This is a genomic window from Streptomyces sp. NBC_00285, from assembly GCF_036174265.1.
Lineage (GTDB): Bacteria > Actinomycetota > Actinomycetes > Streptomycetales > Streptomycetaceae > Streptomyces.
Genome location: NZ_CP108055.1, coordinates 962551 through 976094 on the forward strand (window position 1 = coordinate 962551; position 13544 = coordinate 976094).

Sequence of the window (13544 nt, forward strand, 5' to 3'; positions counted from 1 at the left end):
CACGGGTACTACTCGTCGCGGTGATGGACTCGCTGCATCGGCCGTACGAGCGACTCGACCACTCGTCGGCTGTGTGGGAGGCCGACGAGCGGTTCCTGCACCTGCCTCCGCCTGAGAACTCCGCATCCGCACCTGCTCGTCGGCGCTCGGTTCCCAGGCCCACGGCGTTCCTCCAGACCGCCGCTCGTCGGTTCAGTCCGCGGTGGGCCGGGCGAGGCCGCGGTCGTAGGCGAAGATCACGGCCTGGATGCGGTCCCGGGCTCCGATCTTGGTCAGGACCCGGCCGACATGCGTCTTGACCGTGGACTCGGACAGCACGAACCGCGTGGCGATCTCCCCGTTGGTCCAGCCTTTGCCGACGGCCACGAGGATCTCGCGTTCACGGTCGGTCAGGGAGGTGAGCCTCGGGTCCTCGGCCGGGTCGGTTCTGTGGGAGGGGACGTACTTGGCGTACTCCTCAAGGAGGCGGCGGGTGAGAGCGGGCGCGATGACCGCGTCGCCGACGGCGACCGCACGGATCCCGGCGAGGAGCTCCTCGGGACGCGCGTCCTTGAGGAGGAACCCGCTCGCACCGGCCCGCAGGGCGGCGTGGACGTACTCGTCGAGGTCGAAGGTGGTGAGCACGAGGACGTGCGAGCGACCGCCTGCGGCGACGATGCGGCGGGTGGCCTCGATGCCGTCCATGCCGGGCATGCGGACGTCCATCAGGACGACGTCCGGACGCAGTTCGGCCGTCTTGCGGACGGCCTCGGCGCCGTGTCCGGCCTCACCTACGACGTCGGTCTCGGGGACGGAGTCCAGGAGCAGGTGGAAGCCGTAGCGTTGCAGCGGCTGGTCGTCCACGATGAGCACGGTGGTCATCGGTCACCGCCGCTTCCGGGCGTGAGGTCGAGGACTGCCTCGACGCTCCATCCTCCGCCGGCCGTCGGTCCTGCGCTGACATCGCCGCCGTACAAGGCCGCTCTCTCCCGCATGCCCACCAGGCCATGTCCTTCCTCGTTCGGCGGTCCGGGTGATGTGTCCGGGCCGGTGTCCTGGACCCTGATGGTCAGCCGGCTGTCCTCGGCGAGGATCGCCAGGTGTACCCGGGTGTCGGGTGCGGCGTGCTTCATGGTGTTGGTGAGGGCTTCCTGGACGATGCGGTACACCGTCAGCTGCACCCCGCTGTCCAGGGCGTCGACGTCGCCGGAGGTCCGATAGACGACCTCCAGTCCTGCGGTGCGCACCGTGGCGCAGAGGGCGCCGAGGTCCAGGATGCCGGGCTGCGGGCTGAGCTCGGGTCCACCGGTTGGATCGCCACCGGCCTCGCGCAGCACCCCGAGCACCCGCCGCAGTTCGCCGAGGGCCTGTCGGCCGGTGTCGCCGATGAGCAGCAGGGCCTCCTTGCCTCGCGCGGGTTGGATGTCCGTGGCGTAAGCGCCGGCGTCGGCGAGCGTGATGATGACGGACAGGTTGTGGCCGACGATGTCGTGCATCTCGCGGGCGACACGGGTGCGTTCAGTGGCCGTGGCCAGCCTGCTGCGCTGGTCACGCTCGATCTCCAGCCGGGCGGCCCGGTCCCGCAGCCCGGCGAGCTGGGCCCGGCGGATCCGGACCATCATGCCGAGCGCCAGGGCCGCGGTCGCCGTGCTCAGCAGGAAGAACAGCGCGTCCCAGGCGGACACCGCCGAGGACACGCGGACCGCGACCAGCGTCATGGCGCCCGCCATGACCGCGCAGGCGTACGGCATCTGCCGCAGCCGCCCGTGCAGGGCCAGGCTGTACAGCGCGACGAAGAGGGCGATGTCCGCGCGCATCGCGGCGCCCAGGGACCACTGCAGGACGAACACCGCGGCGATGACGCCGAAGGCCACCGCCGGCTTGCGCCGCCTCCACAGCAGCGGCAGTACCAGGCCCGCCTGCAGGACCAGCATGCCCGCGACGGGCAGGTGGGTGAAGGCGAGCCGGAACCGGCGCGGACTGTCTCCGTCGTCCACACCGCCGTGGATCAGGTCGGGCAGGCAGAACATCAGGAAGACCAGGACGACGATGGCGGTGTCCAGCACCCAGGGATGTGTCCGGTCGGCCTGCCGCAGCCGCTGGCCGCCCCGGGAGAGCCGGGCGACCAGCGGTCCCATCCCGCTGATGTCATCGGTGGTCATGGACGTCACCTGTCCATGGTGCGGGTGTCAGACGTCACTGCGCAGGAGCCGGTACGCCGCGCCGCCCAGCGCGAGCGCCGTCCAGCAGACGAAGACCAGCAGTCCGGCGCCCGGCGAGAGGGTCGTGGAGTCGTGGGTCAGGGAGAACATCGCCTCTCCCGCGTTGGACGGCAGGTAGGGGCTGATGTCGTTCTGCCAGGAGCTGGGCAGCAGGGAGATGAGCCCCGGGATCAGCATGAACGTGGCGACCAGGACCGAGATCCCGCCGGCCACCGACCGCAGCAGTGCGCCAAGGGCTGCGCCGATCACCCCGACCAGGCCGAGGTACAGCCCTGCGCCCAGCAGACTCCGCAGGACACCTGCGTGGGAGAAGCTCATGTCCGCGGGCGTGCCCGAGACGATGCCACTCCCGATCAGGAAGGTGACGAACGCACCCAGTGTCCCCACCGCCAGGGCGACCAGCCCGAACACGGCCGCCTTGGACCACAGCACGGGCAGTCGGCGGGGCACCGCCGCGAGCGTCGAGCGGATCATGCCGGTCGAGTACTCGCCCGCCGTGACCAGCACGCCGAGCACACCCAGGGCCAACTGGGCGAAGTTCGTACCGAACAGGGACAGGCTGACGGTCGTCGAGTCGGCGAAGTCCGAGTCCAGGTTGCCGGAGTCGATTCCCGACTTGTAGCGGCTCGCGGCGATCAGCCCGAAGGCCACCAGGAAGAGCAGGCCGAGGCCCAGGGTGATCCAGGTCGAGCGCAGGGACCACAACTTGGCCCACTCGGAGGCCAGCACGCGCCGTCCGGTTACCCGGTAGACGGGTCGGGCGGGGGTGGTGCGCGGTTTCTCGGCGGTTGCGGTGAGGGTGCTCACGCGGGCCTCCCGGCGGCCTCGATGGTCTCGATCCCGGTCGTGGTGCCGTGGTACTCCACGGCATCCCTGGTCAGTTCCATGAACGCCTCCTCCAGCGAAACCGTCCGCGCGCTCAGCTCGAACAGCGCGATCCCGTGTTCGGCCGCCTTCAGCCCGATCTCGCGGGCACTCAGGCCGGTCACCTGAAGCTCCTCGGAGCCGATCCGGCCGGTGACGTCGACGCCCGGCCCGGCCAGCACGTCCCGCAGCCGCGCCGGGTCCTGGGCCGCGACGTTCACCATGTCGCCGCCCGCCTCGCGGATGAGATCCGCCACGGTCGTGTCGGCCAGCAGCCGACCGCGCCCCACGACGATCAGGTGGTCCGCCACCAGCGCCATCTCGCTCATCAGGTGCGAGGACACGAACACCGTCCGCCCCTCGTCGGCGAGCCCCTTCAGCAGGTTGCGGATCCAGAGCACGCCCTCCGGGTCCAGCCCGTTGACCGGTTCGTCCAGCATCACCGTCTGCGGATCGCCGAGCAGGGCCGCGGCGATGCCGAGCCGCTGGCCCATGCCGAGGGAGAAGGCACCGGCCCGCTTCTTCGCCACGGTGTCCAGTCCCGCGAGGCCGATGACCTCGTCGACCCGGCGGCCCGGAATGCCATGGGTCAGCGCGAGGGCTTTGAGGTGGTTGTACGCGGAGCGGCCCGGGTGGATCGACTTCGCCTCCAGGAGCGCGCCGACCTCCTGGAGCGGCGCCTGGTGGCGGGCGTAGTGATGGCCGTTGACGGTGACGGAGCCGCTCGTCGGGGCGTCGAGGCCGACGATCATGCGCATGGTCGTGGACTTGCCCGCGCCGTTGGGCCCCAGGAAGCCGGTCACCGTGCCCGGCTTCACGACGAAGTCCAGCCCGTCGACAGCCGTCTTCTCGCCGTATTTCTTGGTCAACTGCCGTGCGTCGATCATGCGCGTTCTTTCTCTCGGGTCCGGCGTCCGTCACTTCGGCGCCGCACCGGTAACGCTAGGTGCCGAATCACCCCGGTCCGGTGGTACCGGGAGGCTGACCTGCGCCGTACTGGTGGTACCGCGGTACTACGCACCCACCTGCGGTGCTGTCCCGTGTTCGTGGACTCCGCCGTGGCCGCGGCAGGCATCCGGCCACCGCGGAGCGCGACCTACCCACGCCGCACCGGCGAGGCGGTTACGGTGCCTCGAAGACCGGGTCGTTCATTCCTCGGGTCCGGTCACCTCGAGGGACGGCGCCCAGCGCGGGATCTCACCCCTCCCGGAGACCAGGCGGATGTTCTTGCTGTAGCCGTACTCGCGCAGGGTTTCCGCCGCGGTCTCCCGGCCGAAGCCGCTCGCACCGACACCGCCGAACGGCGCGCCCGTGAAATTCCGGTTGTAGTTGTTCACGAAGACGAACCCGGTGTGCAGGGCGCGGCTGACCCGCAGCGCGCGCTCGGAATTCGGCGTGAACACTGCGGCGACCAGGCCGAAGTCGGTGCCGTTGGCAATCCTGACGGCCTCGTCCTCGTCGCGGAACGGGATCATCGAGATGACCGGGCCGAAGATCTCCTCCTGCGCTATGCGCATGTCCGGGCGAACGCCGGTGAAAAGCGTCGGCGCGACGTAGAAGCCGCCCGCCAGCTCCGGATCGTCGGGGAGCGGCGCCTGTGCGGCGATCGTGGCCCCCTCCTGGACGCCGATGTCGATGTAGTCCAGCACCCGCTTGCGCTGGGCGGCGGACACCATCGGTCCGATGTGTGTGCCAGGGTCGGCGCCGTTGCCGACACGCAGCCGCTTCACCGCGTTGCCGTAGCGGCGCGCGACCTCGTCGTAGATGTCGGCGTGTACCAGGACGCGGGACGCCGAAGTGCAGGCCTCACCCTGGTTGAAGAGACCTCCCTCGATCGCCCACGGCAGCGCCAGGTCGAGGTCCGCGTCCTCGAAGATGATGAACGGGTCCTTGCCGCCGAGCTCCATCAGGGTCGGTGTCAGGTTGTCGGCCGCCGTCTTGATGACGGAGACGCCGGTGGTGGGCGACCCGGTGAACGAGACCTTGCCGACGAGCGGGTGCCCTGCGAGCTGCGATCCGATCGGACCGGTGCCAGGAATGATGTGCACCACGTCGTCGGGCAGGACGGACTGGATGATCTCCACCATGCGCAGGGCCGACAGCGGGGCCTGCTCCGGCGGCTTGATCACCACCGCGTTGCCGACGGCCAGCGCCGGGGCCAGCTTGCTCGCGGTGTGAATCGGCGGCCAGTTGAACGGCACGATCGCGCCGATGACGCCGTAGGGTTCGAGCACCGTGATGTCCAGCAGACTTCCGCCGTCATTGACCTGGCCGGGCATGGAGTCGCACAGGCTCGCGAAGTACTCGAAGATCCCGATCGCCGCGTTCACGTCCCAATTGCGTGCCTGGGAAAGGGGTTTGCCGTTGTCACTGCACTCCAGGACCGCGATCTCGTCGGCGTGCTCGCGCACCGCCTGGGCGACCTTCCGCAGCCAGCTGCCGCGTTCGCGGGCGGTGCGGGTCTTCCAGGAGAAGTGCGCGTCGTAGGCCGTCTGGACAGCCTGGTCGACTTCCTTGTCGCCTGCGCCCTGCACGACGGCAAGCGGCGCGCCGGTCGCGGGGTTGTCGACGGTGAACTGATCGGCGGCGTCCTCGGACGACCACCGGGTGCGGATCGTGCGTTCGGGTTGTGACGACCTTGCCATGGCTCTGCTCCGTTCAAGGATTTTGCTGCGGGGTGACGACTCGCTCGCCGGATGCAGCAACCGTCGCTTGGTGATGGCCCCCCAGGGCGTGAGAACGATCTGGCCGTTCGTGTCTCGGCGGGCGAACTCCGCCCCGGTGGCCTGATCGACGGTGACCACCTGGTTTCCGTCCTGCCCGATGGCTCCGTCGCGCGTGATCGTCGGGGTGTTATTGATCATGAACTTTCCCACTTTCTTGGGACCGCCGGCATCCGGGCAGCACCCTGCGGGTGGTGGCAGATGGGGGGCACGGTCGTCGGCACGACGAAGGGCTGCCGCGCGACAGCGGGGGTGCGCCGACACGAATGACTTCAGCGAAGACTCACGAGCCTGGCAAGCATTAGACTATCAATCAGCTGTTTAGTATCAAGCGTTTGATGGATAGCAAGATTCTTGTGGCTCGGCGAATCCCCGGGAACGTCACAACCCGAACCGCCTGAGCGGCGGGCGGGCGAACAGGGCCTCGGGTTCCGCCCGTAATCGAGCGTGATCACCCGCGAGCCGGCGGTGGTGAACACGCACCGCGGTTTCTCACGTCGGGCTCCCCCGGTCCGGGGATTGCCGGTTCAGGCCAACGAGCCGGAGCACCGCTCCCAGTTCACCGACAACCGGATCGAGCACCGCCTCCCGCACCGCACCCTCGTCCAGTTCGGCATCTGCCCACCAACGAGAACTGCCACCAGGTGCGCACATCGTGCCGGCCGACCCGAACGGAGCAGGCAGCCGACCGGCGGGCAGACGGCCAGCGACACTCGCCTACCCGCCGGCTGTCACTGCCCTAGTCCTGCGGCTCCATGTAGCGAGCCGCGGGTGTCGGCTGGTTGCCGCCCGTAACGAAAGCGGCCTCTGAGGCGAGCAAGGCGTCCAGGGCTGAGTCCTGGCCCTCCAGACCAGGGGCACAGACGGTCTCACCGAGGCGCAGCCCGGCCAGGCTGGCCGCTGCGACGTCCTCGGGCGACATCGCCCAGGGGATGCTGCGGCCGGCGCCGCTGTTCCACTCTGTTGCCACAACGCCGGGGCACACCACCTGGACGCGAACCGGGGTGTCGGCGAGCTCACCGGCGAGGGTGCGCGTGAAGCCCAAGACGGCGGACTTCGCGGCGACATACAAGGTGCGCCGGGGTGCTCGCGAGTCAGCAAGGCCCGCACTGAACGCGAGGAGCGAGGCGACGGTGACGATCACACCTTCGCCCGCAGCGAGCATTCCGGGGAGTGCGGCGTGGACCAGCCGGACGGGGGCGACGGCGTTGAGGGTGAGCAGGCGGTCGATGTCGGCAGGGTCGACGTCGACGAGCGGGGCATAGCCGCCGGCGCCGGCATTGCTGATCAGCATGCGCACGTCCCCGGCGGCCAGCCGGTCGGTGACAGCGGCGATGCCGTCATGGGCCATGAGGTCGGCGGGCAGCACCTCGGCGGCTGCTCCATGAGCGCGGAGTTCCTGGGCGAGATCGGCGAGCCGGTCGGCGCGTCGCGCGACCAGGACGAGGTCGTGATCGTCCGCCAGGAGACGGGCATAGGCGGCGCCGATGCCGGAGGAGGCGCCAGTGATCAAAGCGAGGGGGCGAGTCATGGGACCAGGGTTCATCAACCTCTAGGCACATGTCAAACACTTGATAGTTGTGAAGTGTCGTATCCTCCTCGCGTGATACGCAATGATGAGGAGCCGGTCGGGCTCGGCGCGCTTGACCGGGTGACCTGGGCGTTGCGCCGTGCGGAGTTGGCGGTGCAGAGCCTCAAGGAGCAGCGACTGCGCCCGCTGGGCATGGCGGCGGCGCACTACACGCTCCTGATCTCCGTGCACGACGAGCCAGGGCTGACCGGCGCCGAACTCGCCCGCCGCCTCAACGTGACGCCACAGGCCATTGCCTCACTGGTGGCGCGCCTGGAGGGCCGCGGGCAGTTGGAGAGACGTGAGCATTCGCGCCACCGGCACATCCAGGAGCTGCACCTCACCGATGCCGGGCGGGAGGCGTTGCGCGCGGCCGACGCAGTGATCGCCGGCATCGAGCGGCAGGTCACCGATGGTCTCGGCTCGGAGACAGCACACCTGCGAGCACTGCTCGACCAAGTGACCGAGGCGGTTCGCAAGGTCTCGGCCCACGGCCCCGTCGACTGAGCGTCCCCCCAAGCTGCGGTCTGAAGTCGTGATCGCACCGGCGTCGCTGCAACGGGTCACCGGCGCTCACCCGCGCCTGCTGGACGCCGCCCTCGCCACCTTCGCGGGCGGTCTCGGCCTGCTGCCCCTGCTGTTCGGACGGTGGCCCGACGGCGTACACCCCTCGGGCGCCGACGCCATGGCCGCGACGGCTGCGTTCCTGCTTGTGCTGGCCCGCCGCCGGACACCGCTGCCCGTCCTGGCGCTGGCAGTGCTCGGGGAGGTTGCCTTCACCGTCATCGCGTCGTATCCGTCGCGGGTGCTGAAGATGGCCGCGTTGATCGCGGTCTACACCGTGGCCCGAACAGTCCGCCGGCGAATCGCCGTGATCGCCGTCTCGGGCACAGCCCTCGCCCTGTACCGAGGCCGCGGCCTGCATGACGGCGCCAGGTGCCCGTCAACTGCCGGACGGCGGCTGTATGAGGCTCACACGCCAGGCCTTCCGGACGCAGCCAAGGGCCGCGTCCGGAAGAACCGCCACTACGACGGCACGACGCAACGGGGACAACTGCCGGAGGAGGCGCACCAACGCCTCTCTGCGAAGCCCACCCGGATCACGCCACTCCGGAGTCCGCACCACGCATATCCAACGGCGGCAAGGCATCAGGATTGAGCTCGGCAAGCACGTGGAGCAGCAAGGAATGAATTGCCGCCCGCTCGGCGGGAGCGAGGACCGCGAGCGCCTCCGTGTCCAGTCGCTCCACCAGTTCCCGCGCCCGGCCGGCGAGCTTCGCGCCACTGTCGGTGATGGTCAGCCGCACGGTTCTCCGGTTCGAAGGATGCTCGCGGCGCACCAGAAGGCCGCGGTCGACCAGCGCATTGACGGCGGCACCCATGGACTGGGGAGTCAAGCCGGTCCGACGCGCGATTTCCGCGGCGGAGATTCCCGGCGTCCAGCCGACGTGCTGCAACGCGTTGTGCTGCGCCGCCGTGAGGTCGAGCGAACGCAACGCCCTCTCGAGCCGCGTTCCCATCACGTGGACCACCTGCCACGCCAGGTAGCCCATGCGCGTGGACGGATCTGCGTGCGTGCGGCTCACGAGCGGCTCCGACAGTAAGGTACCTGATATTTCTATGGTACAACTATAAGGCACCTTCCAATTAGAGACGGAGAGCCTTCTCCCATGTCCACATCACCCACCACTTCCACCGAGGCGCGCCCTGCGCCCCATCACCACGCGATGGACGCCGCTCCAGCGCCGCAAGGTGCCACCGGAGCGAAGGGAGTTCTGCTGCCGGTCGCGATCGTGCTGGTCATCGGCTCGATCTTCGTCAGCGTGTTCCTGGCCGCCTTCCACGCCCCCCGGCCTCACAACCTTCCGGTCGCCGTCGTCGGGACGACCCAACGGCTCGAACAGGTCACCGGAGGGCTGGAACTCGGGCTGCCCGGCGGCTTCGAGGTGAAGCGCTACGCCGACGAGAACACGGCCCGCCGCGCGCTGCAGGACCGCAAGGTGTACGCCGCCTATGTCACCGGCCCCGGGAAGTCCGCCACACTGCTGTACGCCGGAGCCAACGGCCCTTCGGTGACCTCGACGGTCACCGGCGCCTTCTCCGGTGTCGCCAAGGCGGACAATGACCGGCTGACCGTGCGCGACCTCGTGCCGGCCTCGGCGGGCGACACCCGCGGCATGTCGGTGTTCTACGCCGGGTTCGGCGTCGTACTGGCCGGATTCCTGTTCGGCATGATGACCTACCAGATGGCTCCACGACTGGAGTACCGGTGGAGGTTGGCCAGCCTGGCCTCCTTCAGCATCCTCGCCGGCGTCCTCGTGGCGGCGATGGCCGGCAGCCTCGGCTTCGCGGCACTACCCGGGCCCTTCCTGGGCATCGCGGGGATCATCGCCCTGATGGCCGCGGCCGTCGGCAGCGCGACCATGACGTTCATGCGTCTCTTCGGCCGCGCCGGGATGTCGCTGGCCGCCGTGGTCCTGCTGACCTTCGGCAACAGCACGAGCGGTGGCACGCTGCCCACCCCCTACCTGCCGGACTGGCTGCATCCGCTCTCGGAGGTCCTCCCGGTGGGAGTCGGCGTACGAGCCGTCCAGGGCTTGTCCCACTTCAACAACGACGGTCTCACCGCGGGTATCGTCGTCCTGGTGGCATGGATCCTCGTTGCCGCCGTGGTGCTCTTCTGGCTCGATGCCCGCGGACCTCGCCGCGCAGCCGTCGGCTGACCCGGCTCCTGCCCTGCCCTGTAGCCAGGCACCGTCCGTGGGGAACGGCAGAGATACCGGTCCATGGCACGGGGACGCAGCTCGGCTGCCCGGTAACGCCCCGGCGAGCAACACACCTTGCTCTCGTAGACTGCGGCCGTGACCGATGCCGCGTTCCCCACCACCGGATACCTCGCCTGGCAGTTCTCCCAGATCATCGCCGGACGGCTGGAGCGGGCACTGCGCGCGGAAGACCTCACACTGGCGCAGCACAACGCTCTGCAGCAGGTCCTCTGGACGCCGGGTGTGTCCGCCGCCGAGATCGCGCGCCGCTCGGGCATCACGGCCCAGTCCATGGGAGCCGCAGTGAGTCAGCTCGTCGAGAGAGGACTACTACGACGTGAGCCGCACCCGACCAGCCGCCGCAGCGTGCGCCTGTTCGCGACCACCGAGGGAGAGTCAACCGCCGCTCGTGCCGCTTCGATCGCCCAGCGGATCGAACGGGAGACGACCTCACCACTCTCCCCGGACGACAAGGACAGCATTCACGGTCTGCTCTACCGTTTGGTCGAGGAACTGAACCCCGATGCCCTCGCCATCGACAGTCGCCCCTTGAACTAGCCCTGGAGCCCTGGCTGTCCAGCCGATGCCGTTGTCGGCTCCACCGCGTCGATGTGAGCACTGGACAAGAGACATGGAGAGGCTGAGCGACGGAGAGCCATGAACCGTGCCAGAGGCCGTCAGCCGTCGAACGGATCCACCCGCGGTCGCCCCCGCAGCGCAGCCGTGGAACAGGCCATCCTGGAGGGAGTGATGACCCTCCTGGAGGACGGCGTGCCATTGGGCGATCTCTCCGTCGAGCGAATCGCCCGCACCGCCGGCGTCGGCAAAGCGGCCATCTACCGCCGCTGGAGCGACAAAGAGGATCTGTTCGTCGACGTCATACGCGCTGCCGAGTCCGCCGAACCCGAACTCCCCGGCACCTCGATGCGGGACGACCTCGTCGTTCTGCTGGAGTCACTGCGGCAGCGCAGCCTGGTCGGCTCCTTGTCGGCGATCCTGCACAACGCGCACGCCCTGACGAGGAGCAGCCCGAACATATGGGCCGCCTATCATGCCCACGTGATCACTCCCCGGCGTGACCTCGGACTGGCGATCCTCCGTCGAGGCCGGGCAAACGGGGAACTTCGTACGGACATCGACCTGGAACTGGCTGTCGAAATGTTCGTCGCTCCTCTGCTCATACGCTCGTTCGTCGGCCCCGAACCCGACCTCCCTGACGGAGTGGCCGAGCAGATCGTCGACACCGTGCTCCACGGTCTACGGCCCGTCAACTCCCCGAGCGCTTGATCAGGATGGGCCGCACACCGGAGTACGCGTCGAGGAACTCACCGAGATCACGCACCTCGCGCTGGTCTCCTACAAGCTCCCGGACACCGGCGAGATCGTCCCGCTGTTGCAGATCGTGCCGTCCAAGAGCCACGAAGAACGGCTGCTGCTGGTCAGCCCGGAACTGGCCAGCGTCCTGGCCACGATCAGCAAGCGCCTGCGGGACGCCAATGGCGGCAAGATCCCGCTCACCGCCCGCTACGACGACCACGAACGCGTCACCGGGCCAGTGCTGCCGCACCTCTTCCAGCGCCGCCACTACTGGCAGCCGCAGGTCATGGGCCAGAACACCGTCTCCCGCCTGCTCCGCAAGACCCTGGAACGGATGGGGCTGCGCGACCAGGCCGGCAACCCGATGCGCTACACGCCCCACGACTTCCGCAGGATGTTCGCGACCGAGGCCGTCACCGGCGGACTGCCTGTCCACATCGCCGCCCGCATCCTCGGACATAAAGCCCTGACGACCACTCAGGCATACCTCGCGGTCTTCCAGGACGACCTGATCCGCACCTACCGCGGCTTCCTCGACCGCCGCCGGGCCGAACGCCCCGTCGAGGAATACCGGGAGCCCACCGAGCAGGAGTGGCGCGCCTTCCAGCAGCACTTCGAGCTGCGCAAGGTCTCCCTGGGGACCTGCGGGCGCCCCTACGGAACCCCGTGCAAGCACGAACACGCCTGCATCCGCTGCCCGGTCCTCCAGATCGACCCCCGCCAACGGGGCCGCCTCATCGAGATCATCCAGAACCTCCACGAACGCATCCGCGAAGCCCGCGGCAACGGCTGGCTCGGAGAAGTCGAAGGACTCCAGGCCAGCCTCGACGCCGCCACTGCCAAGCTCAACAGCCTCACCCTGCCGTAGGCGGAGGGCACATCGATACTTCGGACATCCGCAGGCCACCGACGCAGTACGGCGTCGTACGCCGCGTAGAAGGCCCCCTCGCCATCCATGGCTCCTCCGTGAAATTATTAGATCATCAACTTTCTCGACAATCGAGACAATAGCGCGGAGGTGACGTATGGACGACCAGGACCCCGCACTCCGACTGGTCCATCTGCTGCGGGCCATCACGGTCGAACTCGACCTCTTCGGCGCCGAGTTCGCCGACGGCAACGGGCTGCATCCCACCGACGTACGCGCACTGATCCACCTGCTGGACGCCAGTCGTGCAGACCTCATCGCCACACCAGGCCGGCTCGGCAGCCAGCTGGGGTTGAACTCGGCCTCCGTCACGGCGCTGATCGACCGGCTGGAGCGGCTGGGCCTCGTCCGCCGCGAACGGGACACCCACGACCGCCGCCGGGTCCTGTTGGCGGTGGAGGACAAGGCTGTGGCCCTGGGCTGGTCGTTCTTCGGACCACTGATCAACAACATGGTCGCGGCTATGCGTTCCTTCGACGATGCGGAGCTGACCACGGTGCTGCGTTTCCTGGTGGAGATGCGCGACGCCGCTGCCGCAGGACGGCAAGCCCAGCGGGAGGGCGCCACCTGACGGTGAAGCCTGAGCGGGACGGCGCGGGTGGGAAAATCAACTGGGCAGAGTGTGGCTCCCCTTCAGAGACGTTCCTGATCAGGCCGTGAGGTCGTAGTTGTGCTGGTCGGGGGTGGGGTTGAGGCGTTCGTGTTCGCGGGCGAGGTGGTGTCGCCGGTAGGCGGCAAACCCGTCCCCGGACGATCCCGCTCTGATCGAGTACTGGCGGGACCGCCGCCGCAGGAAAGCGCCACCGCCGATGGACAAGACGAGTCTTCTCCTGGCGGTCCGGCAGCAGGGGCTCTGTCCTCTCTGCAAACAGGCGCTGATCGCCGGAGCCGAGTACGAACCGGACAGCCCACGCGAGTGGATCAACTGGTTCGCGGCCTCGAAGAAGATGCTCCACAAGCATCACTTCACCTACCGGCGAGACAGCGGCACGGACGAGCGGAACAACCTTCGCCTCGTGCACTCCGAATGCCACCGCCAGCACCACGCGGGCGACGGCGAACGGGCCACATCACCCTGCTGACCTGCGAAGCCCATGGGGCTTGCTTGAGCCGGACGCGGTGAAAGTCGCACGTCCGGTTCTGAGGGGGCCGGGTCACGGCAACGTGATCCGGCTA

Annotated in this window: 16 protein-coding genes; 8 read left to right on the forward strand and 8 right to left on the reverse strand. The window is 68.8% G+C overall.

Going from position 1 to position 13544, the window contains the following annotated elements:
* Positions 1-192: 192 nt before the first annotated feature.
* The 6 genes from OHT57_RS04575 to OHT57_RS04600 all read right to left on the reverse strand — a co-directional run bounded on the left by OHT57_RS04575 (position 193) and on the right by OHT57_RS04600 (position 7319).
* Positions 193-861: a response regulator transcription factor gene (locus OHT57_RS04575; protein WP_328744622.1), complete on the reverse strand. Its 669-nt coding sequence runs from the start codon at positions 859-861 to the stop codon at positions 193-195.
* Positions 858-2141 (reverse strand): sensor histidine kinase, encoded by a 1284-nt coding sequence (locus tag OHT57_RS04580; protein ID WP_328744623.1) that lies wholly within the window; start codon positions 2139-2141, stop codon positions 858-860. The genes OHT57_RS04575 and OHT57_RS04580 overlap by 4 nt, the downstream gene beginning before the upstream one ends.
* 27 nt (positions 2142-2168) lie before the next feature.
* On the reverse strand, positions 2169-3008 hold the full coding sequence (locus OHT57_RS04585) for an ABC transporter permease (RefSeq protein WP_328744624.1): 840 nt from the start codon (positions 3006-3008) through the stop codon (positions 2169-2171).
* Positions 3005-3952 (reverse strand): ABC transporter ATP-binding protein, encoded by a 948-nt coding sequence (locus OHT57_RS04590; protein WP_328744625.1) that lies wholly within the window; start codon positions 3950-3952, stop codon positions 3005-3007. Before OHT57_RS04590 ends, OHT57_RS04585 begins: the two co-directional genes overlap by 4 nt.
* A 261-nt stretch (positions 3953-4213) precedes the next feature.
* A complete protein-coding gene (locus tag OHT57_RS04595) occupies positions 4214-5929 on the reverse strand; it encodes an aldehyde dehydrogenase family protein (protein WP_328744626.1) in 1716 nt (571 codons plus the stop codon).
* 598 nt (positions 5930-6527) lie between these two features.
* On the reverse strand, positions 6528-7319 hold the full coding sequence (locus OHT57_RS04600) for an SDR family NAD(P)-dependent oxidoreductase (protein ID WP_328744627.1): 792 nt from the start codon (positions 7317-7319) through the stop codon (positions 6528-6530).
* A gap of 72 nt (positions 7320-7391) precedes the next feature.
* On the opposite strand from OHT57_RS04600, the gene OHT57_RS04605 reads away from it, so the two are divergent.
* Together OHT57_RS04605 and OHT57_RS04610 are read left to right on the forward strand one after the other, a co-directional pair.
* Positions 7392-7865, forward strand: coding sequence for a MarR family winged helix-turn-helix transcriptional regulator (locus tag OHT57_RS04605; RefSeq protein ID WP_328744629.1), 474 nt, complete (start codon positions 7392-7394; stop codon positions 7863-7865).
* A 28-nt stretch (positions 7866-7893) separates the two neighbouring features.
* Positions 7894-8517 carry a DUF7134 domain-containing protein gene (locus OHT57_RS04610; protein WP_328744630.1) on the forward strand — a complete coding sequence of 208 codons (624 nt, stop codon included), beginning with the start codon at positions 7894-7896 and terminating at the stop codon, positions 8515-8517.
* Here the strand turns inward: OHT57_RS04610 and OHT57_RS04615 are convergent.
* A complete protein-coding gene (locus OHT57_RS04615) occupies positions 8459-8944 on the reverse strand; it encodes a MarR family winged helix-turn-helix transcriptional regulator (protein WP_328744631.1) in 486 nt (161 codons plus the stop codon). The genes OHT57_RS04610 and OHT57_RS04615 overlap by 59 nt on opposite strands.
* 84 nt (positions 8945-9028) lie before the next feature.
* Here OHT57_RS04615 and OHT57_RS04620 point away from each other — a divergent pair, with 84 nt between their 5' ends.
* The 5 genes from OHT57_RS04620 to OHT57_RS04640 all read left to right on the forward strand — a co-directional run bounded on the left by OHT57_RS04620 (position 9029) and on the right by OHT57_RS04640 (position 12939).
* The gene (locus OHT57_RS04620) at positions 9029-10081 is read left to right on the forward strand and encodes an ABC transporter permease (RefSeq protein WP_328744632.1); all 1053 of its coding nucleotides are present in this window, start codon (positions 9029-9031) and stop codon (positions 10079-10081) included.
* Between the two features lie 138 nt (positions 10082-10219).
* A complete protein-coding gene (locus OHT57_RS04625) occupies positions 10220-10681 on the forward strand; it encodes a MarR family winged helix-turn-helix transcriptional regulator (protein ID WP_328744633.1) in 462 nt (153 codons plus the stop codon).
* Between the two features lie 99 nt (positions 10682-10780).
* Positions 10781-11410: a TetR/AcrR family transcriptional regulator gene (locus OHT57_RS04630; RefSeq protein WP_328744634.1), complete on the forward strand. Its 630-nt coding sequence runs from the start codon at positions 10781-10783 to the stop codon at positions 11408-11410.
* Between the two features lie 115 nt (positions 11411-11525).
* Entirely contained in the window at positions 11526-12308 is a 783-nt protein-coding gene (locus OHT57_RS04635) for a tyrosine-type recombinase/integrase (protein ID WP_443053595.1), read from the forward strand.
* 157 nt (positions 12309-12465) lie between these two features.
* Positions 12466-12939 (forward strand): MarR family winged helix-turn-helix transcriptional regulator, encoded by a 474-nt coding sequence (locus tag OHT57_RS04640; RefSeq protein WP_328744636.1) that lies wholly within the window; start codon positions 12466-12468, stop codon positions 12937-12939.
* Positions 12940-13017: 78 nt separating this feature from the next.
* Here OHT57_RS04640 and OHT57_RS04645 read toward each other — a convergent pair whose 3' ends face one another.
* A complete protein-coding gene (locus OHT57_RS04645) occupies positions 13018-13185 on the reverse strand; it encodes a hypothetical protein (protein ID WP_328744638.1) in 168 nt (55 codons plus the stop codon).
* Here OHT57_RS04645 and OHT57_RS04650 point away from each other — a divergent pair.
* The gene (locus OHT57_RS04650) at positions 13178-13450 is read left to right on the forward strand and encodes an HNH endonuclease (protein WP_328744640.1); all 273 of its coding nucleotides are present in this window, start codon (positions 13178-13180) and stop codon (positions 13448-13450) included. The genes OHT57_RS04645 and OHT57_RS04650 overlap by 8 nt on opposite strands.
* Positions 13451-13544 lie beyond the last annotated feature (94 nt).